21 protein-coding genes are annotated in these 25,638 nt (G+C 35.1%); 11 read left to right on the forward strand and 10 right to left on the reverse strand.

Annotated elements, in window-relative coordinates; translation table 11 throughout:
* Positions 1–43: 43 nt before the first annotated feature.
* Both J7574_RS06420 and J7574_RS06425 read left to right on the forward strand, forming a co-directional pair.
* Complete coding sequence (locus tag J7574_RS06420; protein ID WP_290965876.1) at positions 44–1,474, forward strand: rubredoxin; 1,431 nt, start codon at positions 44–46, stop codon at positions 1,472–1,474.
* 139 nt (positions 1,475–1,613) lie between these two features.
* The gene (locus tag J7574_RS06425) at positions 1,614–2,282 is read left to right on the forward strand and encodes a hypothetical protein (protein ID WP_290965878.1); all 669 of its coding nucleotides are present in this window, start codon (positions 1,614–1,616) and stop codon (positions 2,280–2,282) included.
* 219 nt (positions 2,283–2,501) lie between these two features.
* On the opposite strand, the gene moaA is transcribed toward J7574_RS06425, so the two are convergent.
* From moaA to glp, 10 genes are all read right to left on the reverse strand, one after another.
* Positions 2,502–3,509 carry a GTP 3',8-cyclase MoaA gene (gene moaA, locus J7574_RS06430; protein ID WP_290965879.1) on the reverse strand — a complete coding sequence of 336 codons (1,008 nt, stop codon included), beginning with the start codon at positions 3,507–3,509 and terminating at the stop codon, positions 2,502–2,504.
* Positions 3,496–4,410, reverse strand: a complete 915-nt coding sequence (gene moaCB / locus J7574_RS06435; protein WP_290965882.1) for a bifunctional molybdenum cofactor biosynthesis protein MoaC/MoaB — start codon at positions 4,408–4,410, stop codon at positions 3,496–3,498. Before moaCB ends, moaA begins: the two co-directional genes overlap by 14 nt.
* 9 nt (positions 4,411–4,419) lie before the next feature.
* Positions 4,420–4,851: a molybdenum cofactor biosynthesis protein MoaE gene (locus J7574_RS06440; RefSeq protein ID WP_290965885.1), complete on the reverse strand. Its 432-nt coding sequence runs from the start codon at positions 4,849–4,851 to the stop codon at positions 4,420–4,422.
* Positions 4,852–4,933: 82 nt separating this feature from the next.
* The gene (locus J7574_RS06445) at positions 4,934–5,287 is read right to left on the reverse strand and encodes a lysozyme inhibitor LprI family protein (RefSeq protein ID WP_290965886.1); all 354 of its coding nucleotides are present in this window, start codon (positions 5,285–5,287) and stop codon (positions 4,934–4,936) included.
* Positions 5,288–5,453: 166 nt separating this feature from the next.
* Positions 5,454–6,527 (reverse strand): HesA/MoeB/ThiF family protein, encoded by a 1,074-nt coding sequence (gene moeB, locus J7574_RS06450; protein WP_290965887.1) that lies wholly within the window; start codon positions 6,525–6,527, stop codon positions 5,454–5,456.
* Between the two features lie 183 nt (positions 6,528–6,710).
* On the reverse strand, positions 6,711–6,950 hold the full coding sequence (locus J7574_RS06455) for a MoaD/ThiS family protein (protein WP_290965889.1): 240 nt from the start codon (positions 6,948–6,950) through the stop codon (positions 6,711–6,713).
* A gap of 1 nt (position 6,951) precedes the next feature.
* On the reverse strand, positions 6,952–7,740 hold the full coding sequence (gene cobA / locus J7574_RS06460) for a uroporphyrinogen-III C-methyltransferase (RefSeq protein WP_290965891.1): 789 nt from the start codon (positions 7,738–7,740) through the stop codon (positions 6,952–6,954).
* A gap of 5 nt (positions 7,741–7,745) precedes the next feature.
* On the reverse strand, positions 7,746–8,315 hold the full coding sequence (locus tag J7574_RS06465) for a molybdenum cofactor guanylyltransferase (RefSeq protein WP_290965892.1): 570 nt from the start codon (positions 8,313–8,315) through the stop codon (positions 7,746–7,748).
* Between the two features lie 208 nt (positions 8,316–8,523).
* Complete coding sequence (locus J7574_RS06470; protein WP_290965895.1) at positions 8,524–9,270, reverse strand: sulfite exporter TauE/SafE family protein; 747 nt, start codon at positions 9,268–9,270, stop codon at positions 8,524–8,526.
* A 122-nt stretch (positions 9,271–9,392) separates the two neighbouring features.
* Positions 9,393–10,565 (reverse strand): gephyrin-like molybdotransferase Glp, encoded by a 1,173-nt coding sequence (gene glp, locus J7574_RS06475; RefSeq protein WP_290965897.1) that lies wholly within the window; start codon positions 10,563–10,565, stop codon positions 9,393–9,395.
* A 931-nt stretch (positions 10,566–11,496) separates the two neighbouring features.
* Here glp and J7574_RS06480 point away from each other — a divergent pair.
* From J7574_RS06480 to J7574_RS06520, 9 genes are all read left to right on the forward strand, one after another.
* Complete coding sequence (locus J7574_RS06480; RefSeq protein WP_290965899.1) at positions 11,497–14,628, forward strand: TonB-dependent receptor; 3,132 nt, start codon at positions 11,497–11,499, stop codon at positions 14,626–14,628.
* A gap of 16 nt (positions 14,629–14,644) precedes the next feature.
* Positions 14,645–16,117 carry a RagB/SusD family nutrient uptake outer membrane protein gene (locus J7574_RS06485; protein ID WP_290965902.1) on the forward strand — a complete coding sequence of 491 codons (1,473 nt, stop codon included), beginning with the start codon at positions 14,645–14,647 and terminating at the stop codon, positions 16,115–16,117.
* 204 nt (positions 16,118–16,321) lie between these two features.
* Positions 16,322–18,238 (forward strand): arylsulfatase, encoded by a 1,917-nt coding sequence (locus J7574_RS06490; protein ID WP_290965904.1) that lies wholly within the window; start codon positions 16,322–16,324, stop codon positions 18,236–18,238.
* A gap of 59 nt (positions 18,239–18,297) precedes the next feature.
* On the forward strand, positions 18,298–18,849 hold the full coding sequence (locus J7574_RS06495; RefSeq protein WP_290965909.1) for a DUF1254 domain-containing protein: 552 nt from the start codon (positions 18,298–18,300) through the stop codon (positions 18,847–18,849).
* Between the two features lie 25 nt (positions 18,850–18,874).
* Entirely contained in the window at positions 18,875–19,468 is a 594-nt protein-coding gene (locus J7574_RS06500) for a DUF1214 domain-containing protein (protein WP_290965912.1), read from the forward strand.
* 240 nt (positions 19,469–19,708) lie between these two features.
* The gene (locus tag J7574_RS06505; RefSeq protein ID WP_290965915.1) at positions 19,709–20,767 is read left to right on the forward strand and encodes a sterol desaturase family protein; all 1,059 of its coding nucleotides are present in this window, start codon (positions 19,709–19,711) and stop codon (positions 20,765–20,767) included.
* 12 nt (positions 20,768–20,779) lie between these two features.
* The gene (locus J7574_RS06510) at positions 20,780–21,496 is read left to right on the forward strand and encodes a thioredoxin domain-containing protein (protein ID WP_290965918.1); all 717 of its coding nucleotides are present in this window, start codon (positions 20,780–20,782) and stop codon (positions 21,494–21,496) included.
* Positions 21,497–21,730: 234 nt separating this feature from the next.
* Positions 21,731–23,350 (forward strand): sulfatase-like hydrolase/transferase, encoded by a 1,620-nt coding sequence (locus J7574_RS06515; protein ID WP_290965920.1) that lies wholly within the window; start codon positions 21,731–21,733, stop codon positions 23,348–23,350.
* A gap of 234 nt (positions 23,351–23,584) precedes the next feature.
* Positions 23,585–24,853, forward strand: coding sequence for a putative sulfate exporter family transporter (locus tag J7574_RS06520; protein ID WP_290965923.1), 1,269 nt, complete (start codon positions 23,585–23,587; stop codon positions 24,851–24,853).
* Positions 24,854–25,638: the final 785 nt, after the last annotated feature.

Here is a 25,638-nt window from a genome sequence, read left to right on the forward strand (position 1 = left end):
AAAACCTGAAACTTCAAACCTGAAACATGAAACAAAGAAAACTATGGAGTTAACAAGATTAATAGTAAAAGGAGGTGTAATATCACCAGGAGAACTTCGAGAAATTGTAAATATGGCAATGAATCAAGGTTTGGATTCAATTTCGTTTGGATCGAGACAGGATATTATTTTCCCAAAAGGTTTTAAGGATTTTGACAAAGAAGATTTTGGCAAGTTTCATTTTGTTTATCCAGACCAAAAAAGCGGAAACAATATTGTTTCTTCTTATGTTTCGACCGATATTTTTAGAAATACCAACTGGCTTACCGGAAACCGTTTTTTGTATATTCTAGAAGAGTTTAAAGAACAGCCAAAACTGAAAGTAAACATCACCGATCCGAAACAGCAATTGGTTCCTTTGTTTACAGGACATTTGAATTTTATTGCTTCAGAGCACGAAGATTATTGGTATTTGTACATTCGTCTTCCAAAATGGGAAAAAATAGAAGTGTATCCTGTTTTGCTTTACAGCTGGGATTTGGCTAAAATTTATTACGAAATCGAAAAAATATCTGAAGAAGATGCTGTTGATATCGAAATGCTTTTCACTTTCGTTAGCGAAGCTTTAGACACCAATAATAGAACCATTGATAAACCGTTAAATATTCCGTTTTATCCATTTCCATATTACGAAGGAATGAATAGAATGGGAATCGATCAATATTGGTTGGGATTGTATTGGCGAAATAATCTTTACGATTTGGATTTTTTAAAAGAAATGTGCGATTTGTGTTTTGAATGCAAAATCGGGAAAATCTGTATCACGCCTTGGAAATCCTTCATTATAAAAGGAATTCCGAAAGATAGAAAATTAGAATGGGAGAAATTCTTAGGCAAGAGGGGAATCAACGTTCGTCATTCTTTACTGGAATTAAACTGGCACTTGCCCGTTGCAATGGAATGGGCTTTAAATCTAAAAACACTTTTAGTTCGTACGCTAGACCAATTCGATATCAGTACATACGGATTGAATTTCGGCATTTCAGAATACAACCGTGACGGACATTATTTCACTTCAATTGTCATCGAAAAAAATGAACTTCCCGCAGCTTTAGAATCCATTAAAATTAGAGATACCTATAATGTATTGTTTGCAAAGAATTTCGACTCGAATACACGCGAATATATTGTGCATTCTCAGGATATTGACAAACTGGAACTTCCAACGATTTTAATAGAATTAAGCCGAAAATATTTTGAAGAACTTGGGAATACAGCTTCAGAAACGGCAGAGAATCTACAAAAAAAAGAAAAACCACAATTAGACGTTTACCAATGCCAAGAATGCTTAACGCTTTATAATTCTGAATATGGAGATGAACCACAAGGAATTCCAAAAGGTCTTTTATTTGAAAATCTCCCAGAAACCTATTGCTGCTCTCTTTGCGAAGCCCCAAAAAGTAATTTTAGAATTTTGGAAGCCGTTGAAAATTAATGACTTCTAAAAATCGTCTTATTTTGTATTCAAAAATTGCGTATATTTAACTTAACTAAGAATTTGCATTAAAACATCACACTTCAATAGCTTTAAAACCACTTGGTTAACATCTATTTACTCAATAAAAAATACAGTTATGATAAAACGAAATCCAAGCACACCTGCTGTAACTAACACTGATATTCCAGCAGAAATAGCTGTAGAAACTACTACAGAAGTGCAGCCAGAAACTAAAACAACCGTTAAAAGAACGACTAGAACTGCTGCAAAAACACCCACTACTAAAGCACCTGCAACAAAAGCGACTGCTACAAAGGCACCCGCAACAAAAACAGCAACTACACGAACAGCAACTACAAAAGCGCCTGCAGCCACAGTAAAACCTGCTGTAAAAACGCCTGTGAGCGCAGCTTCTAAAACGACTCCTAAAGCGACTGTAAAAAAAGCAGCAACAACACCTGCAAAAACAGCACCTATTGTTTCTGAAATTGTGGAAATTAAAACTAATGATACAGAAAACAAACCTATTGTAACTGTCGAAAAAATTGGTAAAGACAAAAACGATATCAAGTCTAAGCTGAAAGCTAAACTGAAAGCCAAAAAAGAGAAGGAAAAGAAAAGAGAAAAAGCGATTAAGGCTGTTATCAAAAAATTAGAGAAAGCTAAAAAAGCGAAACTAAAAGTTGCCGAAAAGAAAAAAGAAAAAGCGAAAAAAGCAAAAGCAAAAGAACAGGCTAAAAAAGCAGCTGAAAAAAAAGCGAAAGCTTTGAAAAAGTCTAAAGCAAAAGCTAAAAAGAAAAAATAATTGGAAGAAAGGTTTGACGTAATGTTGAGCCTTTTTTGTTGTCGTTACAAAGAAAGAAGCAATCACACCAGAAATTCCAGAAAGAGATCGTGATTTTTGTCATCCTGACGAAGGAAGGATCTTCGCAAGTAACTCGGTACAGTAATTCGCCAATCTTTGTAGAGCTCCTCGTGGAGATCCTTCCTTCGTCAGGATGACAAACTAGACGAAAAAAAAAGATTACCCTCCAATTGCAATCATACTACGATTATCAAAATGAAGAGTGGGATCGTTAATTTCAGAAACGGTTGCCATTCCTGCCCTAACTTTCTTTTTATTTTGAATGGATTCTGAAATCAAGCTCTCAATAGATTCTCCGTTTCTAAACGCTGTCAACAAGTCTGTTTCTGAATTAGAGAAAAGGCAGTTTTTTATTTTACCGTCAGCCGTCAAGCGGATGCGGTTGCAGCTGTCACAAAACGGATTGGTTATCGAACTGATGATTCCGAAATTGCCTTGAAATCCTTTTATTTTATAAGTTCTAGCCGTGAAGTTTTTTTCGTCTTCTAATTTTTGAATGTCACCTGCTGAAAATTGAGTTTCAACCAAAGATAAAATCTCTTTTTGCGAAACCATTTTGCTTCTGTCCCAATCGTTTCCTGCAAAAGGCATAAATTCGATAAAGCGAACAGAAATAGGTATAAACTGAGTGAGTTTTACAAAATCGATAATTTCATTATCATTAAAACCTTTCATCAAAACGACATTTACTTTTACTTCAAAATCATTATTCAAAAGCAAATGCAGGTTATCAATTACTTTCTCAAACTGATCTCTGAGCGTTATCGTATGAAATTTAGAAGAAACCAAAGTATCTAAACTCAAATTGATTTTTTTGACCTTAAATTGCTTTAAAACATCAATGTGCCGATCGATTAAGATTCCGTTTGTTGTGATAGAAAGTGAAACATTCAGATCTGATAATTTAGAAACTATTTCAGGAAAATCTTTTCTCAGCAAAGGCTCGCCACCCGTTAATCGTATTTTATCAACACCATTTTTTACGAAAGTTTCGGCAATAGCAAAAATCTCTTCTGCCGTCATTAAACTGGCTTTTGGAGATAAAGCGATTCCATCTGCTGGCATGCAATACGTACAACGCAGGTTGCATTTTTCTAGCAGGGAAATGCGCAAATAATTGTGTTTGCGCCCGAAACCATCTGTCAAAATAGTGTTAGAGGTTGTCATGGTTTTTACCTTTTAAAATATGAAAAACGTGCAATACATGCGGAAAAACAGCATCCATTGATTCTCTTACTCCGTTTGTTGAACCTGGCAAAGCCAAAACCAATGTCTTTCCTAAGGTTCCTACAACGCTTCTAGAAAGCATTGCATAAGGCATTCTTTGCTGGCCGTAATTGCGAATCGCTTCTTCAATTCCTGGAATTCTGCTTTCTAATAATGGTGTCAAAGCTTCTGGTGTAACATCTCTTGGAGATAGTCCCGTTCCGCCCGTAAAAATGACCAGCTGATTTTCTTTAGCGAAAGCTTTTGTTTTTTCCTGAATGATATCCAATTCGTCCGGAATGATTTCGTAATGAGAAGTTTCGACTCCATACGAATCCAATTTTTCTACAATCACTTTTCCTGATCGATCTTCTTTATCGCCTGCAAAAATCGAATCGGAACACACGAAAACTGCGGCTTTAATTGCATTCGGAAATTTATTTCTGAAAGACGATTTCCCGCCTTCTTTATTGATTAATTTGATGGTCGAAATTTCGATTTCTTTATCAATTGGCTTTAGCATATCATACATTGTCAACGCCACAATCGATGCGCCGTGCATGGCTTCAACCTCAACTCCGGTTTTGTAAACGGTTTTTACTTTGAAAATAATATGAATGTCTAAACCCTCAATATTATATTCTACCGAAGTAAATTCAATAGGAAGCGGATGACAATCTGGAATAGATAAATGCGTGTTTTTTACCGCAAATAATCCGGCAGTTTTTGCCATTTCGAACACGTTTCCTTTTGGCACTAAATTATTGACAACAGCATCAATTGTTTCTTGTTTGCTGACTTTTACAATTGCGGTTGCGGTTGCAACTCTTAAAGTACTTATTTTATGCGTAATATCTACCATTATAATTTTTTAGGTATTTTGTTTCCAAGTGAAGGTATCGTTTTCAAACATTTCTTTGCCAAAAATTGGCACATCGGTTTTAATCCAATTGACTATCGCTTCTGTCGCTTCATAAACTTGTTTACGACGTGTTGCCGAAACAAAGACAAACAAACAGATCTCACCTGCTTTTACAACACCCAAACTGTGGTAAATGTGCATGCAGGTTAAATCGAATTTAGCGAAAGCTTTTTCACGAATCGCATACAAAGCTTCATTTGCCATGTCTTTATAAGCCGAATAGTCAATTGCTACAACAGTATTGTCATGAATAACATCGGCACGAACTTGCCCTAGAAAAATATTGTGCGCTCCAATTGTATGTTTGGATTGGTGTTTGGCGATCGATTCTGCGATAAATTCTGGAGAAATCGATCCTTCTACAAATACATTTTTACTCATTTTTATGTTTTTTTTTCTGCCACGAATGCACGAATCTTATTTTTTCAATTTTATGAATTTATTGATGCAAATTTTATTTTAATTAAAAACCTTCTAACAAACTTTTCAATTCTTTAGTTCTAGTCAAAGTTATCTGCATTCTACAATCTGCGTACATTTTATTTGATATTACTCCGCCAGAACCTTCTGGATAAGTTTTGAATTTACAATTTGAATCTCTAAATTTTATCCAGTCTTTTTGAGAAGTTACTAATGCTGTTTGATCTTTAGTTCCTAATTTGTTTTTTAGCTGATTATAGACTTTATTCAATTCTTTATCAGCCTTTTCGTAAGCATCATAAATTTCTGTTTCTCCTGTAGCATCTACATTTTTTTGGGAAAAAGAAAGTTGTGTAAAACATAAAAACAAAAAGAAACCAAACAATGCTTTTTTCATATTTCAAATCATTAAAAATCAAATAATTATTTTCCTTTCTATAAATTCTATATTTGTTTTTGTTAGGCTGAGTGAAGTCGAAGCCCGATCCCAACTGGAGCGCCCTTCGACTTCGCTCAGGGTGACAAATCCAAATTATAATCTTTCTAATCTGTGTAATCTGTGGCTATATCTTTTCTTCTTTTAATAATTGTTTCATTGCCAAAGCGCCGCCAACAATACTTTTTACATTTTGAAATTGATTTTTCTGAAGCAATTCAGCTGCCACTTTACTTCTAATTCCAGATTGGCAGAAAACGTAAATCGTTTGACTTGAATTCAGTTTTTTTATTTCGTTCTCTAAATTCATTAACGCAATCTGAATGCTATTTTTTAATTTCATTTTTGGCAATTCGTCTTCATTACGAACGTCTAAAAACAAAACGGCATCGTTTTCTATTTCATCCAAAAGATGTTCAAATTTTATTTCTTCTATTTGATTTTGAGCTTTATTGTATTTTTTATCAAAATCTTCTTTAGTCATTTCTACCGTTGAACTTTTTTCGAAATCATATTTCTGCTGTTCGTTTTTCAGGACATTATAAACTAATATTTTTCCGCTTAGAACTTCTCCTATTTCGAGAATCATTTTTATGACTTCGTTGGCTTGAAACATTCCGATAATTCCAACCGAAACTCCAACGACACCAGCATCTTCACAAGTTGCTGCGTTCGAATTTTCATCTGGATACAAACATTTGTAAGTTGGTCCGTTTTGATAATTGAAAACCGAAACTTGCCCTTGAAATCTAAAAATAGAACCGTAAACCATCGGTTTATTGGTTACAAGACAAGCATCATTGATTAAATATTTGATAAAAATATTATCTGTTGCGTCAACAATGATATCGTAATTTTCGAATAAAGAAATAGCATTTTTTCCAGATAATTTCTCCGCAAAAACATTTACCTTCACTTGCGGATTCAGTTCTGAGATCATGGCTTTGGCTTCAGCCACTTTTCCTTTCCCAACAGCCGAAGTTTTATAAATTACTTGCCTTTGAAGATTTGAAACTTCGATTAAATCATCATCTACAATCCCGATTTCGCCAATTCCTGCACCTGCTAAATAAGGCAGAATTGAGGCTGCAAGACCTCCTGCACCAATTACCAAAACTTTCGATTTCAATAATTTGTACTGGCCTGCATCTCCTATTTCAGGAAGAATGATTTGTCGGTTATATCGTGTTGATTCTTTCATTACTTCTTTAGCTCAGCCGTCGATTATATTTTTTTTAAACACATAGAAATATAGTTTTTGCAACTTTAAAAAAGGCGTTTCACTACTCTAAATACACATAGATTATCTATGTGTGGAAACTTGTTTCTTCTAATCTCTTTTTCAAGATAAAGAACTATGTTTCTATGTTAAGTTTTTTTCACATTACCCTCCAGCAAACGGTGGCAATAAAGCCACAATATCGCTAGTCTGCAAAGTATAATCTGCCGATTTTGAAACTATTTTTTGATTTACTGCAACGCTAAAAGTCAGTGATTCGAACTCGTATTTTTCGTTTAAATCCTGCAATAATTTTTGCAGTGATAGTTCTTCAGAAAAAGTTAGTTTTTCGAATTCACATTTTGTTTTTTCGGCAACAGCTCCAAAATATTTTACCTCGATCATTTTATAAATTTAAATTTTGAAAAATGAATTCATCATCAAAATGTTCTTGAAAATATTCGGTCAATTTTGATGTATTTTTCACCACTTCACCAATAACAATAATAGCTGGTGATGAAATGTTTTTTTCGGATACCAATTTAGTAATTGTGTTGATAGTTCCGATTACTTTTTGCTCTGAATTTTTCGTTCCGTTCTGAATAATCGCAACTGGAAGATCGTCTGTTCTATTCTTTTGATAAATCGAAATAATTTCATCCAGTTTATGCATTCCCATCAAAATCACTACTGTTGCAGCCGATTTTGATGCCAAATGAATATCATTCGACAATTTGTGATTGGAAGTTGTTCCTGTAATTACCCAAAAACTCTCTGCAATTTTACGTTCCGTCAGGCTAATTCCGGCACTAGCAGGAACACCCAAAGCAGACGAAATTCCTGGAACAACAGCCGTTTCTAAACCAAATTTCACAGCATAATCAATTTCTTCGCTTCCTCTTCCAAAAACAAAAGAATCGCCGCCTTTTAAACGCACCACATGTCCGTAACGGTTTGCCATCGAAACAATCAATTCGTTAATCTGATCTTGTGTATACGCATGGCAACCTAATCGTTTTCCAACAAAAACAATTTCTGCATTTGATGCATATTCTAGCAACTCTTCGTTTACGAGGGCATCGTACAAAACGACATCGGCACTTTCTAAAGCTTTAATTGCTTTTAATGTGATCAATTCCACATCACCTGGACCTGCGCCTACAATCGTCAATTTTGGTGTTTTTAAACTTCGCATAGCCTCTAGGTTAAATTGATATTCAGGTCGTTTAATTCATCAGTAGAATTAATATTGGTTAAATGAAAGTTTTCGCTTTCTTCGATATTGATAATCTGATGCGGCAGTTTCGCCAGCAAATCCATCATTTTTAATTCGTTTGAATCAATCGCTTCTTTAATGATTGGAACTATATTTTTAGAATAAATTCCGATTAACGGATGTGTTTTGCTTTCTGAGGCAAAAACTGTTATTTCAGCTTCTTTGGTATGTTTTGAAATTAACTCTTGCAACAATTCGGTCGAAATTAACGGAATATCACAGCTTAAAATCAGATTGAATTCGGTTTCAGAATGCGACAATGCCGTGTAAATTCCGCCCAACGGACCTTTATCTACAATTAAATCTGGAATTTTTTCATATTCCAAATAATCGTATTCTTTTGATGCCGTAACTAATTTAATGTTATCGGTAATTGGTAAAATCGCCTGAATGATGTGCTCGATAAATGGTTTATCCTGAAACAAAACCAATCCTTTCTCTGACTGCATTCTGGTGCTTTTTCCTCCGCAAAGAATAAATACTGATATTTTCATGGTTTCTTCTTTTTGTTTCATGTTTCACGTTTCATGTTTCAAATTTCAAGTTTCACGTTTCAAGTTTCAAGTTCCAAGTTTTCTCGGCTTGCGTTCCAGTGGCTGAAACCACTGGTTATGTTCAAAATATTTTCGTTTTCTATTTTTAACATAGCCCAAGGTTTCAACCTTGGGTACACAATGCTCCTCATTTTTTAATCTAAATTATTTAAGGAAAAATCAATTTAACGCTTGCCATTAAAATCACTGTTCCTAAAACCATTTTTAATGTTCTGTTCGAAAAAGAACCGCTTCCGTAAAATCCGCCTAGCATTCCTCCGATAACTGCAATCGGAACTAAATAGAAACTTTCCATCGGAATTGTTTTTCCTCCTAGAAAGAATCCTAACATCCCAGCGAAAGAATTCACAAAAATGAATAAACTCGAAATTGCTGCTGATTCTTTAACCGAAGCCCATCCTAAAAACAATAGAATCGGACTTAAAATAATTCCGCCGCCAATGCCTAACATTCCAGATAATAATCCGATAGCAAAACCAATGGTTAAGGCAAACGGAAGATTGATTTTTACTTCTTCTTTTTCTTTAAAATTAAATACCCCAAACAACCTCAACGCTGCAAAAACGAGTACAAGTCCTAAAACAATTTTATAAATCGCATTATCTAAAGTGATAAAACCTCCGATAAATGCCGCTGGAATCGACGCAATGGCAAACGGGTAAAAGAGTTTAGGCTTGAAATAATTATTTTTATAGTAAAACAAAAACGAAATACTAGAAACAAACAAGTTTAGAAGCAACGCCGATGGTTTCATAATTGAAACCGGAAATGCAAAAATGCTCATCAACGCCAAATATCCTGAAGCTCCGCCATGTCCAACGCTAGAATATAAAAATGCAATTACAATTAAGGCAAAGCTGAATAATAGTATATTTTCGGAACTTAGAAGATTCATTTTTTTTGTTTGTTTTTGTTTTTGTTTTTGTTTGTTTCAGGTTTCAAGTTAAATGCGATATGTTTTTATTTATATAGCGCTCTTTATTCTTTATTCTTTATTCTTTATTCTTCAAAAAAACTCTAATCAATAGGCAGAATCGTAACCGACGCGCCTTTCTTTATACTTTCTATATCATGCGGAACGATTACTAAGCCATTCGCTACAGCGAAAGAATTCAGCATGGCAGAACTTTGTCCGTCCAGAATTTCAACACTATTTTCATTGTACAATGCTTTTAAGAAAAGTGTTTTTCCGGTTGCATTCGTTATATCGTTATCTAGTTTTCGAACAATTTTCGGCAGGTGCGTATTAGAGAATCCCATTTTGTTTTTGACTGCAGGATATACATAAATATAAAAATTAGTCAATGATGACGCTGGATTTCCTGGAAGCGCAAATACCAAAGTATCTTTTTTAGCTCCAAAAAACATTGGTTTTCCTGGTTTCTGATTGATCTTGTAAAAAAGTTCTTCAACTCCATTTTTCAATAACGCGTCTTTTACAAAATCATAATCTCCTACTGAAATTCCGCCAGAAATTAATACAATATCGTTCTTTTTTAAGATTGGCTGCAACGCTTTCTTTGTCGCTTTTAAATTGTCTTTAACTGTATGAACTTTTATTTTAGTAATTCCGATCGTCTGAAGCGCAGCTTGCAGCATTACGGAATTACTTTCGTAAATTTTTCCTTTCGGAAGTTTTTTACCCGGTTTTACCAATTCGTTTCCTGTCACTAAAATAGCCACTTTAGGCTTTCTGTAAACCGTTATTTCTGTTATTCCTAAACAGGCTAAAAAACCAATTGCTGCTGGAGTAATTAAGGTATTGGCATCAAAAACAAGATCTTCTGCATTAATCTGTTCGCCTTTACTTCTTACATTGGCAAAAGTTTCTGGCATTTTTGCAATTAAAATAGAATCTCCATTTACCATTACATCCTCTTGCATTACTACAGTATCTGCATTTTTAGGAACATAAGCTCCAGTAAAAATACGAACAGCTTCGTTTTCTTTTAGTTTTATATTCTTATGGTCTCCTGCCTGAGAAATTCCCACGATGTCGAATTGATGTCTAATAGAACGAGTAAAAGCATAGCCATCCATGGCAGATTGGCGAAATGGAGGCATTGAAATTGGCGAATAAATCGTTTCTGCCAAAATATATCCTAATGCCTTATGAACAGGTATTTTTTGAGTTGACAAAACGGAACTATTTGCTGCTACAATTTCTAGCGCTTCTTTTACTTCTATCATTTTTTCTTATTATAAAACTAAGTAAAAATACTTAATACAAATATAAGTATTTATCATTAGGTTGGTTAAAAATTTAAGTTTCTTTTTAAGAGTCTATAAAATTACTCTAATTTATTCAAAATCAACTTTAAATTTAGATTTAGATTTTACAAATTAAAGTAGCCAAACTGGCATTTTACGACTTTTTAAATCTATTTCTTCAATTAAGAAATCTATTTAAAGCTTTTCTAGCGTTTAAAAATAAGTATAAAATACTACAATTTTAATTACCAGCTAAACTTTTTTTTAACATTTGTTTCAAACTCCAATATAGCGTTAAGTCTTTTAAAATAAGGCAACACACAAGTATATAGCTCTTACACCACCTTTACAAAAGCATATTTTTCAAAAAAAAATCAACAAACTTTTGGTTTTTATTATATAAAATTTAACTTTGTCTATAGGATTAGTAGAGTTTAAAAATAATATTTCAAACCATAAAAACTATTATTGTGAAAACAACAGAAAGCATATCGCATTACATTCTTCCTAAAAATTACACTTATAACACTATTTGTTGTATGTGTATCTGTTGTTAATAATCTACTTTTTTATTTTGTTTGCCTTTAGAGTACATATCGAAGCAAATCATAAAAAACACCACCAAAAATATTTACTGGATTTAACTAAAGAATTCTTCCGATGCATTCAAATGTATGGGGTCAGATTCTTGAAAGTATATCTAATATTCAACATTTTAAATAACTAACAACTAAAAAAACTAAAATGAAAACAATGCAAACCTGTTGCTGTAAATAAAAAAAGCCATTTCTGCGGCAACAGAAATGGCAAGGCTTAAAGAACATTTATCACTAAATCAAGAACACTTTTAGAGTGCTGTATAAACAGTGCTCAGGGCGTCTTGTTAATTACTTAAAACCAACACAAAGAAATGAAAAAAAAGTTAAACATACACATACTGCTGTTTCTACTCTTGACAACGGCAGGAATACAAGCCCAGAATACCACCCCACTTATTCAATCCAAACTAGACGGAACTGTTGTAGATGCTATTACAAATCAGCCAATTATAGGAGCTTCTGTTACGATTAAAGGAACAACGCACGGAGTTGTGACAGATACAGAGGGAAAATTTTATTTTCAGACGGGACAGAAATTTCCTTATACTTTGATTGTAAGTTACATCGGATATAAAAAACTAGAAATAGTTGTGGAGAAAAATCCAGTTATTATTAATCTTAAAGAAGAACGCCAAGAACTAGACGAACTAGTTGTTGTGGGTTACGGAACTCAAAAGAGAAAAGACATTACAGGATCTGTGGCTTCGGTTCCAAAAGCCAATTTGTCTCAGGTAACTTCTTCTGCAGACAATTTATTAAGAGGTGCTGTAGCCGGAGTTGTAGTTACACAAAGTTCTGGCCGTCCAGGCGCTTCTTCAAGTGTACGTATTCGCGGAGGAAACTCGATTACTGCTGGTAACGAACCGCTTTATGTGGTTGACGGAATCTTAATTTACAACGATAACAGCAATAGTTCGGCAGGAGTAACTTATGCAGGTGCCTCTGTAAACGTTCTTTCTACTATTAATCCTGCTGATATTGAGTCTATAGAAGTTCTGAAAGACGCCTCGGCAACTGCTATTTATGGTTCTCGTGGTGCAAATGGTGTTGTAATTATTACGACTAAAAAAGGAACAAAAGGACAAGATAATATTTCGTACCAAGGCTATTTCGGATTCCAAAATATTTCAAAGAAATTAAGACTAATGAACGCTAGCGAATGGGCAAGTTTAAGAAACGACGTTCAGGCTAGTATTGGTCAGGCTCCTTCTTTTTCTCCTGCGCAAATCGAAGCTTTAAAAACTTCTGGAAATTACGATTGGCAATCGGCAGCTTTTGTTACTGCAGCACCTGTTCAAAATCATAATTTATCTTTCTCTGGAGGTGACGAAAAATCAAGATATGCCGTTTCTGCTGGGTATTTTGATCAGGATGGTATCGTTTTAGGATCTGATTTTAAACGTATTTCGCTTCGTGCCAACTATGAAAGAAACTATTCTCAAAAATTTAAATTTGGCGTAAATGCCAACTACACCAATTCAATTGCAAATGGTGTGGGAACCAATGGAGGTGCAGCAGCCGGAAGAAACCCAAACCCATTGGTTAGTGTGGTTTTGAATGCTCCAGTAGTCCCTATTAAAAATGCAGACGGAAGCTATAATGTAACCAACAATCCTTATGCAACTTCTGTAAATGGATATGTTCCAAATCCGATTAATGATTTGGATAATACGACAAACGAAACCAAATTAAACCGAATCTTAACGAGTTTATTTGGCGAATATAAATTCAATAAAGAATTAACAGCAAAAGTGGCAGTAAGCGGTGACGTTTTAAATACAAAACAAAATTACTACGCACCATCGAACACTACTACAGGTGCAGGAACAAAAGGATTAGCTTCTATTGGAGAAAGATTAGTGACTTCTGTTTTAAATGAAAACACGCTTACCTATAACACCAATTTCGGTCAAGATCATAAATTCACCGCTTTAGGAGGATACACGCTTCAATATACAAAAGGTGAAGTGGTCAATGCAGGAGCACAAACTTTTGTAAATGACAATACAACTTACAATTCCATTCAGGATGGTGTTGCCGTAAAACCATATAGTGAAGCTTATGAAAGCGTACTAAAATCTTGGCTGGCCAGAGTAAACTATTCTTATAAAGGAAAATACAATTTCACATTATCTGGTCGTGCAGACGGTTCTTCTAGATTTGGTTCAGAATCGCTTTGGGGCTACTTCCCTTCTGCTGGATTTTCTTGGAATATTACTGATGAAGAATTTGCCAACAACATAAAAGGCGTAACGGAAGCAAAACTGAGAATTACAGCGGGAACAACAGGAAACCAAGAAATTGGAAATTACCTTCCGCTAGCTTCAATGGGTTCTGTAAATTATTCTTTTGGAGGAACTTTATATACAGGTCTTGCTCCTACTCGATTGGCAAATCCAGATTTGAAATGGGAAAAAACAAATCAGTATAATGTTGGATTGGATTTATCCTTATTAGACCGAAAAATCAATTTTGTTTTTGATGTGTATTACAAAAAGACAAAAGATTTATTAATCAACGTTCCAGTGCCTTTGAGTTCTGGTTATGCAACAGTGCTTCAAAATATTGGCGGAGTTGAAAATAAAGGTTTCGAATTTGGTTTAACGACAGAAAATGTAAAAACAGAAAACTTTGCTTGGAATTCTAATCTTGTGTTTTCTCTTAACCGAAATAAAGTTACTGAGATTGGAAATGGTGTAGATCAGTTTTTTCCAGTAGTGCCAAACGGTTCTTTATTGCAACAGCAGCCTGTCACAGTAAAAGTAGGTTTGCCATTAGGAACTTTCTGGGGATACAGAACGAACGGAATTTTCCAGACTCAGGAAGAAGTCAACACACAGCCAAAAATCAACAGTTTGGCCAACACAAAAGTGGGAGACAGAAAATATGTTGATACAAACGGAGATGGTGTAATTACAGCTCTTGATAAAGGAAATCTAGGAACTTCTCAGCCAAAATTTGTTGGAAGTTTCAGTAACACAGTTTCGTACAATGACTTTGATTTGAATTTCTCTTTTCAAGGAGCTTATGGAGGAAAAATCTTCAATGCTTTAAATCAGCAATTAGAAATTTCTACACTTGGAACTAACGCGGCAGCCACTTTAAATGACCGTTGGACACCAACAAATCCAAGTAATGAAATTCCGAGAGCTTCTAGTTCGCCGCTTGGAATTGTTTCTGAACGCTACGTAGAAGATGCTTCTTTCCTAAGATTAAAATTAATCACTTTAGGATATACTTTGCCAAAAAGCACTTCTAAAAAATTAGGTGTAAAAGCGGTAAAAATATATGTATCAGCAGAAAATCTAGTTACATGGACCAAATATACTGGCTATGATCCGGAGGTAAGTTCATACGAACAAAACAATTTATATCCGGGAATTGACTTTGGTTCTTATCCAAACTCCAAAACATTCATCTCGGGCTTGAACGTAACTTTCTAAGTAAAAAAATATCAAAATGAAAAAGATAATTATAACATTCCTTTTTAGTGCCGGACTATTAATATCGTGCACCGATCTTGAGGTAACGCCTACCTCTTTTGTAACCGAAGACAATTATTTTGTAACTCAAGATGATGCTACGGCTAGTGTAACTGCGGTTTACGCCTCTTTAAGTATTGATCCGGGCGAGCAGAGTTTGTTTGGACGAAATCTGTATTTCTTAACCGATATGGGATCTGATTATGCAGCGGCCGGAGTTTCTGCTACAAACCCACAAGTTAGAGCAATGAGCAGTTTAACGCACGATGCTACTAATGACCGTGTTCAGGTAGCTTGGAGACAAATTTATAACGGAATCAATAGAGCTAATGTTTCGATTGATAATATTCCGAAAGTATCAGGTTCTGAAGTAATCAAAACTAGATTGATCAATGAAGCTAAATTCATCAGAGCATTACTTTATTTTCAAGCTGTTCGTCTTTGGGGCGGAGTACCGATTGTTTTACACGAATCAAAATCAATCAATTTAGGAGATTTAAAAACCAATCGTTCTACGGCTGAAGAGGTTTACACTCAAATCATAAAAGATTTAACCGATGCTGAAGCATTGCCAAAAACCTATACAGCGGCAGATGCTGGCCGTGCAACTTCTGGTGCTGCAAAAGCCATTTTAGCAAAAGTATACCTGACTAGAAAAGATTGGCCAAATGCTATTGCAAAATCAAGAGAAGTAATTAATGGCGGTTACGGATATGCTTTGTTTGAAGATTTTCAAGATATTTTCACTAAAACAAAAAAGAACGGAAAAGAGCATATTTTCTCTGTTCAATTTGAGCCAAATCAGGCTGGAAACGGATCGAGCGGAAGTACTTTCCAATCTACTTCTTTTACCGGATTTACAGCAACAGAACCAGCCGATATTATTTCAGATGTTGCGTTGTTTTACGATATCTATGCACCTGGAGACAAAAGAAGAGATGTAAGTTATGCCAAACAGCTGCTAAATCCATCAACAGGAACGCTTTATACATTTCCTAAACCAATCTTCAAAAAATACTTGGATTTAAGCAATCTGGCAACTCCTGGAAATGTCGCGATCAACTTTCCTGTTATTCGTTATGCAGATATCCTTTTGTCTTTAGCGGAAGCTATAAATGAACAAGGCGCACCAACTGCGGAAGCTTACGAGCTAATCAATCAAGTGAGAAGAAGAGCATTCGGCAAACCCATCACAACTCCAGATCCTACAGTAGATCTTGTAGGATTAAATCAGACCACTTTTAGAGCTGCTATTCAGGAAGAGCGCAAAAAAGAATTTGTTCAAGAAGGACAGCGCTGGTACGATTTGGTAAGATGGGGAACATTGGTTACTGAAGTGAAAAAAGTAACAGCCAAAAACTCAGTTTCAGAAAGAAATAATCTGTATCCGATTCCGCAAAGCGAAAGAAATATCAATCCTGACGGTTTGCCTCAGAATCCTGGGTACTAAATCATTAAATTTTAAACATATAGAAACATAGAATTTATTCCTTAGATAAAAGAGTTAAGAGAGAAACACATTTCTAACACATAGATTGCTATGTGAATTGAAATAAGTGAAACGCCTTTTTAAGACAAAGCAAATCTATAACTCTATGTGTTTAGAAAAATCTGATCATTTAAAAAGAACCTTTAACTAAAAAAATTATAGACTATGAAAAATTTTAAAAATAACATTGCTGTCAAAAGTCCGAAGAAAGGGCTTTTGCTTACGGCATTCCTGATTGCCCAATTAGGAATAGCCCAGGAAAAAACAGAGTTTAAAGGAACAATTGGTAAAACTTTAGCCGATTCTAAAGAATATTGGCCAGATCCTGTAACAGCTCCAAAAGGTGCTCCAAATATTGTTTGGATTTTATTGGATGATGTTGGATATGGAGCTGCAAGCGCTTTTGGAGGATTAATCAATACACCAACTTTTGATAATCTGGCAAACAACGGACTTCGTTATACGAACTTCCATACAACTGCAATTTGTGCTCCTACCCGCGCCGCTTTATTAACGGGAAGAAACTCTGGAAGAGTTCACGTAAGCGGTTTTTCTCATACCATTCTTTCAGCAGGTTTTCCTGGTTGGGACGGAAGAATTCCTGCTGATAAAGGAACTATTGCAGAAATCTTGCGCGACAACGGCTACAATACATTCGCAGTTGGAAAATATGGAGTTACGCCAGACGAAGATGCAACAGATGCTGGTCCGTTTGACAGATGGCCTACAGGAAAAGGATTCGATCATTTCTATGGATTCTTAGGTTCTCAAACCGATCAATACAATCCTGATCTGGTAGAAGACCAAGCTCATATTAAACCAGACGGACGCCATTTAAATGAATTGATTACCGACAAAGCCATTAGCTATATTCAGAAACAGAAAAAAGCGGCTCCAGAAAAACCATTCTTCTTGTATTATGCGCCGGGAGCAGTTCATGCACCTCATCAAGTGGCTGAAAAATGGGTTGAACCATACAAAGGCAAATTTGACGAAGGTTGGGATGTTTACCGCGAAAAAGTATTGGCAAACCAAAAAAAATTGGGTGTGATTCCTCAAAATGCTATTTTGCCAGATCGTAACGCCTTAATTACAGAATGGAAAAAATTAACTCCAGATCAAAAGAAAGTCTATGCAAGATTCATGGAAGTTTATGCTGGATATTTAACCTATACCGATTACGAAATTGGAAGAGTAGTAAATTATCTGAAAGAAAGCGGACAGTTGGATAACACTTTAATCTTTGTTGCAATTGGAGATAACGGAGCAAGTAAGGAAGGAACTTTGCAGGGAACTATCAACCAGAGTTTATTTGCTCAAGGTAAAACAGACGAAGAAAACTTTGAGAGTAATTTAAAAAACATTGGAGAAATCGGAACAGCTAAAGGTTTAAATACCAATTATCCTTTAGGATGGGCTCAGGCAACAAATGCTCCTTTCAAAAACTGGAAACAAGATGCGCAGTCTGAAGGCGGAACACGCAACCCGCTGATTGTATTTTATCCGAACGGAATTAAAGACAAAGGCGGCATCAGAAATCAGTACAACCACGTAACCGATCTTTTGCCTACAACTTTGGATATTGTTGGAATTAAAGCTCCAGAATACATCAAAAATATCAAACAAGATATTATTCAAGGTTCAACTTTCAAAGCTTCTTTAGACAATCCGAAAGCAGAATCGTTGCATAAAGTGCAGTATTACTACATCTTTGGAAACAGAGCCATTTACAAAGACGGATGGAAAGCTTCTGCTGCTCATTTACCAGATTCTTTTGCTGTGAAAAAATCTTTAGGAAGCAACGAAAAACCTGCTCCAAGCAACTTCGACACGGATGTTTGGGAATTGTACAATCTAAACGAAGATTTTAACGAACGTAATAATCTAGCGAAAAAATATCCTGAAAAACTGGCTGAGCTTCAAAAATTATTTGACGAACAGGCAAAAGAAAACAATCTATATCCATTGATCGATTGGCAGGATGTTTACAACAGAAGAATTCATAATACAGGAGCCGACAAAGGAAAAACAGTTTCTGATTTAATCAAACAGGCGACAAAACCTGGAGGAACAAATAATTAAAAAAAACTTTTTCAGAGCTATTTATTTCGAATAGCTCTGAAATTTAAATTAAGTAAAAGATGGCAGCAGCAAAACCAATTATTAAAAAAAGCATTTTCGCTTTGGTTCTTGTAGTAATTGCAGTAAGTTTTTACTACCTGACAATATGGGCAACGCCTTATTATGTGCAGCATAAATTTGCTTCAAAAAACGAAGGTTACGAAAATACGCCTCGATTTGGCGATCAGCCCAATGCAGAAAACAGCAGAGTGATTCCTTTACCAAATCCTGATTTTTTATACTCTACAATTAATTACGATCTGAAAGAGAACATTCTCAAAATTTCTGGAGTTGTTCCCGATTCAACCTATTGGTCAATATCGGCTTATCAGGAAAATACAACCAATTATTTTGTTGAAAACGAAGAAAAAGTGAAATCAAAATTTGAATATTATCTAGCTCCGCAAGGAAGTACTTCTGCAGCTTTGAAAGATATTCCAAAAGAAAAAATCATTTACAGCCCTACGACAAAAGGATTAATACTTTTTCGCTATTTAGTTTCAAAGGCTTATCCGGTACAAACATTAGCACAATTACAGCACGGCGTAACAGTAGAAAAAATAGCGAACTAATATTTAAACTTTAAAATCAATTCAAATGGCTTTAAATCAAAAAATAAAGAAAATAGCATCCGGACTAGGATTAGTTCTTTTGGCTATACTTTTAGGAAGCGGTGTTGGCATTTATAACATAGCATCAGGAAAAAGCGATTCGCAACGCACTATTGGAAACTGGAAAACGGTCGATAAAGACAAAGACTTAAACACAGCCGATTTGCTTACAATTGCCCAAGTTGCCGTTTACGGACCTTATGCACTAACTAAAAAAGAAGTAATTTATTTAAGCACAAGTACCGATAGCGAAGGAAATGCAATAGACCCAAAATCAGATTACATTATTAACGGGAAAAAGCTGGATGCAAAATACTGGAGCATTACCGCTTATGACGAAAATGGCTTTTTGATTAAAAACCCAATCAATAAGTACAGCTACAATCTAGAAGATGTCAAATATGAAGCAGACAGCACTTCTTATAAAATCAACCTTTCGGGTTCAGAAAAGAAAGAAAACTGGCTTCCAATCCAGAATGTACAGAAAGCAACTTTGGTCATCCGTTTGTATTTGCCTTCAGAAAAATTAAGAGAGAACCTAACAGTTGAAACGCTGCCAAGCATTCAAAAAGTGAAATAAAAATAAAAATTATAACAAAAAACTAAAAAAATAAATGATTAAATTCTACTATATCTATAGAATTAGAAGTTATTTTATTTATTTTTACATTAAAGAATTAAAATTCAGAGAGATATGAAACGAGTAGATTATGAAATTATAGGAAAAAAGATTGTCGTTGGGATAATCTTATTTTTGGTTCCGCTGGCCATTTTAGCTGGAGGATTATCACTAGTAAATCAATTTTTAAAATAAGAAATCATGGCAATAGTTCAAAAAGAAAAATTAACAAGAGACTTAACAATAAGCTTCTTTATTTATTCATTGCCGGTTGTGGCAATTTACCTTTATTTTAAGTTGACAGGCGGAGCTATAAGCGAATCGCACTTAACATTACCTCCTTTTTTAGAGTTTGCACAACCTGTTTTTGCTAATATCAGAACTTGGGGATTAACGGTATTTATGATCGTTTTAGGAATTATAGAATTTGCCGCAGGCTTGTACGATGACGAATGGACTGGTGAAGAACGCAAAATAGATATTGTTTGTTTCTTAGCGCCAAAATTGCTTCTGCCTCCTGTAATTGCTTTTTTCAGTTTAACAGCTTTACCTTATTTATTGCCAAATTTGGCCAACTCCTTATCATGGGTTCCTTTTTGGGGCGGCTTTTTCTTAATCGCAATTGCAGATGATTTAACGCAATATTGGTATCATAGATTGCACCATCAAGTTCCGTTTTTATGGCGTTTTCATAGAACGCATCATTCTGCTCCTTATATGGGAATGGCAATGGCTTCTAGACAAAATTTTATCTATACGGTTTTCTTCTCTCAGATTTATTTGACCGCTACTTTAACCTATTTGGGCTTAGGATTACCAGCTTTATTCGTATTGGTAATCAAAAGTTTCATCACTTTAGGAGCACACTCAAGCATTCCGTGGGATAAGCCTTTTTACAAATACAAAGTGCTGCACCCAATTGCATGGGTTTTAGAGCGATTAATTTCGACTCCTGCAACACATCACGCACATCACGCAGATACAAGCGGAGATGGTGTTGGACATTTTAAAGGAAACTTCGGAAACATGTTCTTTATCTGGGATGTTATTTTCGGAACGGGATTAATCACTCGTCAATACCCAAAATCTTTTGGAACAAAATCATACAAACAAGAAGAATGGTATGCGCAGTTTCTTTGGCCAATTTTCAAATCTAAAAAAGAAGGAAGTTCTCTTGCCGAAGGAGTACTAGCACTTCCGTTAAAACCTAAAGCTGTAGCAGTAGAAGAAAATCCTGCACCAGTATTAGAACAAGTATAATACTTCTTTGACATGAAAAATCAAATCTTAAAAACCAGTATAACAGCAATTGCCTTTTTATGGGCAGTTGCTGCTTTTTCGCAAAATGAAATTCACAGTTCTTTATCGTTAGATTCATTTTATTCGAAAATAAAAAGCCAGCAGCATCCGCAGATTGTTGATGCTAGAACCCCAGAAGAATTTGCCTTAAATCACATTGAAGGAGCGGTAAATTTCAATCTTCAATCTGATAATTATGTGCAATCTGTTGCCAAATTAGACAAATCTAAACCTGTTTTTATTTATTCTATTGGAGCTGGAAGAAGTGTCGCTTTAGAGAAAGAATTATTAAAAAATGGTTTCGCAGAAGCTTACAGTTTAGAAGGCGGAATTGCCAATTGGATTGGAAACGGAAAACCTTTTTATTCTAACCTAAAAAGCAAATTATCGCTAGCAGAATTCAATAAAATAGTTGCCGATAATAAAACCGTTTTGGTTGATATTGGTTCGAAATATTGCGCTCCTTGTAAAAAAGTAAAACCTGTTTTGGAAACCATCAGATCAGAATACGGAAGCAACTTAAAAATCGTAGAAATCGAGCTAGAAGACAGTCCGCAGGTTATTGCCGATTTAAAAACGGTAAAAGTTTTCCCGACTTTAATTTTATATCAAAACGGAAAAATTGTTTATAAAAAAGAAGGGATAAATGACTTGAAGAATGAGGTTGATGTTGCACTGGCTTCAAAGTAACGCTTTTAAGCTTTGTCAAAGTTTTCTATAAACGTACAGTTTCTCAGGCTGAGCGAAGTCGAAGCCCTGCAATCAAAATCGCCAACCTTCGCGGAGTTACTCGTGGAGATTTGCTCTATCGCTCGGGTCTCCTTCACCGAAATGACAAAAAATGCGCGTAAAACTTTGTCTAAGTTTGAAACTTTGACAAAGTTCCTATAGACAATTCCATTCAAAAACTAACCAAAACCTCATATGGCAACCTATAAAAAAAGAACCAAAATCGTTATCTCCATTTTGATAGTGCTGCTCCTTATAGCAGTATTTTTATTCTGGCCCATTAATACCGATGGAACATTAGTAAAAGAAGACCAAAAACTAGCAGAAGGCAAAAAAGAGTTTTTAGCTTCAAAACCTCTTGATTCTATTGCTGAAAAAAAGCCTAACATCATTATCCTATTAGCTGATGATTTAGGCAAATATGATATTTCGCTCTACGGCGGAAAATCGACTCCTACTCCTCAAATTGATTCTTTAGCCGCATCTGGAGCGACTTTTACTGACGGTTATGCATCTGCTGCAATCTGTTCGCCGTCGAGAGCAGGGCTAATTACCGGAAGATATCAGGAACGTTTTGGGCACGAATATCAGCCAGGAGACCGTTATCCGAAAAACAATCTCGAATATTATGCCTTTAAATACTTAATCAATACAAATGGCTGGAGATTAAATGATAAAATCGATTATCCAAATGAAGCTTCTATTAAAACACAAGGACTGCCAAAATCTGAAATCACTTTTGCTGACTTAGCCAAAAGACAAGGCTACAGCACAGGAATAATCGGAAAATGGCATTTGGGTCACAACAAAGGCTTTTTTCCTCTAGATCGCGGTTTCGATTACCATTACGGATTTTATCAAGCTTTTTCGCTTTATGCGCTAGAAGATAACAATCCCGACATCATTAATCACCATCACAGAGATTTTACAGATAAAACCATTTGGGGCAACGGCCGTGTTGGAATTGGTCAAATTCGTCGCGATACCACTATTATTGACGAAAAAGCTTATCTAACCGAAAAATTTGCTGATGAAGCAGAAGCCTTTATTGATAAAAATAAAAACAAACCTTTTTTGCTTTATATTCCGTTTAATGCGCCTCACACGCCATTTCAAGTTCGCAAAAAATATTACGATCGTTTTCCGAATGTAAAAGACGAAAACAAACGTGTTTATTTTGCCATGATTAGCGCTCTGGATGATGCGATTGGAAGAATTCGCGAAAAAGTCAAAAAAGAAGGTTTAGAAGACAATACCTTAATCATTTTTGCAAGTGATAATGGCGGTGCCGATTATACTTTTGCTACAACAAATGCTCCACTTAAAGGCGGGAAATTTTCTCATTTTGAAGGCGGAATTAATGTTCCTTTTGCACTTTCGTGGAAAGGAAAAATCAAACCGCATACGGTTTACAAAACTCCGGTAAGCACTTTGGATATTTTTACCACAATTGCTTCGGCGATTGGTTCTGATCTGCCAAAAGACCGAGTTTATGACGGTGTTGATTTGATTAAAACAGTAAATGAAAATAAAATCGCCCATAACGATTTATACTGGCGTTCTGGCGATGCAAAAGCAGTTAGAAGCGGTGACTGGAAATTGGTCATTAGCGGCAAAACACACGAAAAATGGCTTTATAATCTTGCTAAAGATAAATCGGAAAACAAAGACCTCTCACAACTAAATCCTGAAAAAGTAAAAGAGCTGGAAACAGCTTTGCAAAATTGGGAAAAAGGTTTAATCAAACCGCTTTGGCCTAATTTGACTTATTACGAATTCGACTTTGGTAAACAAAAATACTTTGTTGATTTGTAGTTTTCAGTTAAAGAAAACCCGATAGTTTTTTTTAACCTGTCGGGTTCAAAACTAAAGAAATAATTTTTCAAATAACAATACCAAACTCAATTGCCTCCAGCTTTAGCTCGAGGTTCTAATTGTCTCAGAAAAGGGCTTTAGCCAAAATCGGATTCGGCTAAAGCCTCTTTATATGCAAATCTTTGACCTCCAGCTAAAGCTGGAGGCAATCCAAAATAAAACCCTTCAAATAAAATGTCAACTTCAACCAAACAATTTAATCTTCACGAAGACTGGACAGTCGTTATTCTCGGCTTTCTAATTATCGGGATTTCGCTTTTTATTTATCTTCCTGAAGTTCCTGTTTTCAAATGGACAAACGGAACAGATTTACTAACAAATGTTTTCAACTTTGGAAACCTAAAAATCATTGCTTTTCAATTTCTTTATTTTCTTTTTATTGGAAGTATCGGAATCTTTTTGGTTGGAAAATCGATCAAAAATTTCATTATCGGATTTCCTATAATTTACGTTTTAACGGTTCTAGCTCTAATTATTGCCGGAAATACGGAAGTAAAAGCGCTCAATCTAGAAGCCGTAATTTTCAGTTTAGCCATTGGTTTGCTCATTGGCAATTTATTTACACTTCCAGAATGGTTTCGTTCTGCTTTATCCACCGAACTTTTTGTCAAAATCGGATTGGTTTTATTGGGAACCAGCGTGATTTTCTCCGATATTTTAAAAGCGGGCTCGTTAGGTTTAATACAGGCTTTAATAGTGGTTTTATCGGTTTGGTATTTTGCTTTTTGGCTTTGCAAAAAATTAAAAGTCGATGACGAATTAACGATGATGATTTCCAGCGCAGTTTCCATCTGTGGCGTTTCGGCTGCGATTGCTACGTCTGGAGCCATAAAAGGCGATTCTAAAAAATTGTCTTATGTTATTTCGATGGTTTTAGTAACCGCCATCCCGATGATGATCTTTATGCCAATTATAGCAAGTCATTTTAATTTTCCCGAAGAAGTTACGGGCGCTTGGCTTGGAGGAAGCATCGATACTTCTGGTGCTGTTGTAGCTTCTGGAACTTTGGTTGGCGAAACGGCTTTAAAAATCAGTACAATTGTAAAATTTTCGCAGAATGTTCTATTGGGTATAGCCGCTTTTGCCATTTCAATTTATTGGACTTATACGCATAATCAGTCTTCAGAAGTTCAGAATTCTAAACCCACTCTTGGCGTCATTTGGGAACGTTTCCCGAAGTTTGTTCTCGGGTTTATTGGAGCTTCAATTCTTTTCTCTTTTTTTATTGCTCCAGAAACGCGTGATACTATAAAAGAGAATTTAAAAAATCTGCAAGGACTTTGGTTTGCATTGGCCTTTACCAGTATTGGTCTTGAAACCAATTTCAAAGATTTGCTTCAAAATAATAGCAAAAAACCTTTGATAGCTTTTCTTACAGCCCAATTCTTTAATATCATTATTACTTTGATTATTGCATTTTTGCTTTTTAATCCTTTAAAATAAAGTAGAGCCAAATCTTGTTCAATTGCTTCCAGATTTAGCTGGAGATAATTGATTAGTATAAAAAAAGGCTTTAGCCAAACCTCGTGTTCGGCTAAAGCCTTTTTCTTTGAAATTTTAAACCTCCAGCTAAAGCTGGAGGCAATTCAAAAAAAATCTTCATAATTTCATTCCGTAGGAATGTCTCGTCGGTAGCCCCAAATTTGAATTGCGGTTATACGTTCCGTAGGAACGTTTGGATTATTAATTTTACAGCTAAACCCGACAGGTTTCAAAAACCTGTCGGGTTTTATATTCTCTTATCGTAAAAATCAGATGTCCCTACAGGACACACTAACTCTGCTCAATATTTTCTACCGACCAGATATTCCTATGGAATATGAAATTTTTGGCGTTATATAAATAACCCTCTATTCTACCCACACATACTGCATATTTTTCTGCCGACAAAATATTCCTACGGAATATGAATAATTAAAAAGCAAGTAAAAACTGCTTAAAGAATATGTTTTTTTCATTTTTTACTGCTTTTTACAAACGTAAATAAAACACTAATAAACAAATAGTTAAAGCAACAACAAATCAAATATAAGCCTCATATTATACACTAGGCTCCAAAAAAATTAAATAATCTTTTGGTTTTCATTATAATAAAATTAACTTTGTCTATAGGATTAGTAGAGTTTAAACTATAAAAACTGCATTTTGAAAACAACAGCTTATACATCACATTACATTCTTCCTAAAAAAAACACTTATAACATCTTTGGTTATATGTGCATGTGCTG

The organism is Flavobacterium sp. (assembly GCF_017744675.1).
Classification (GTDB): Bacteria; Bacteroidota; Bacteroidia; order Flavobacteriales; family Flavobacteriaceae; genus Flavobacterium.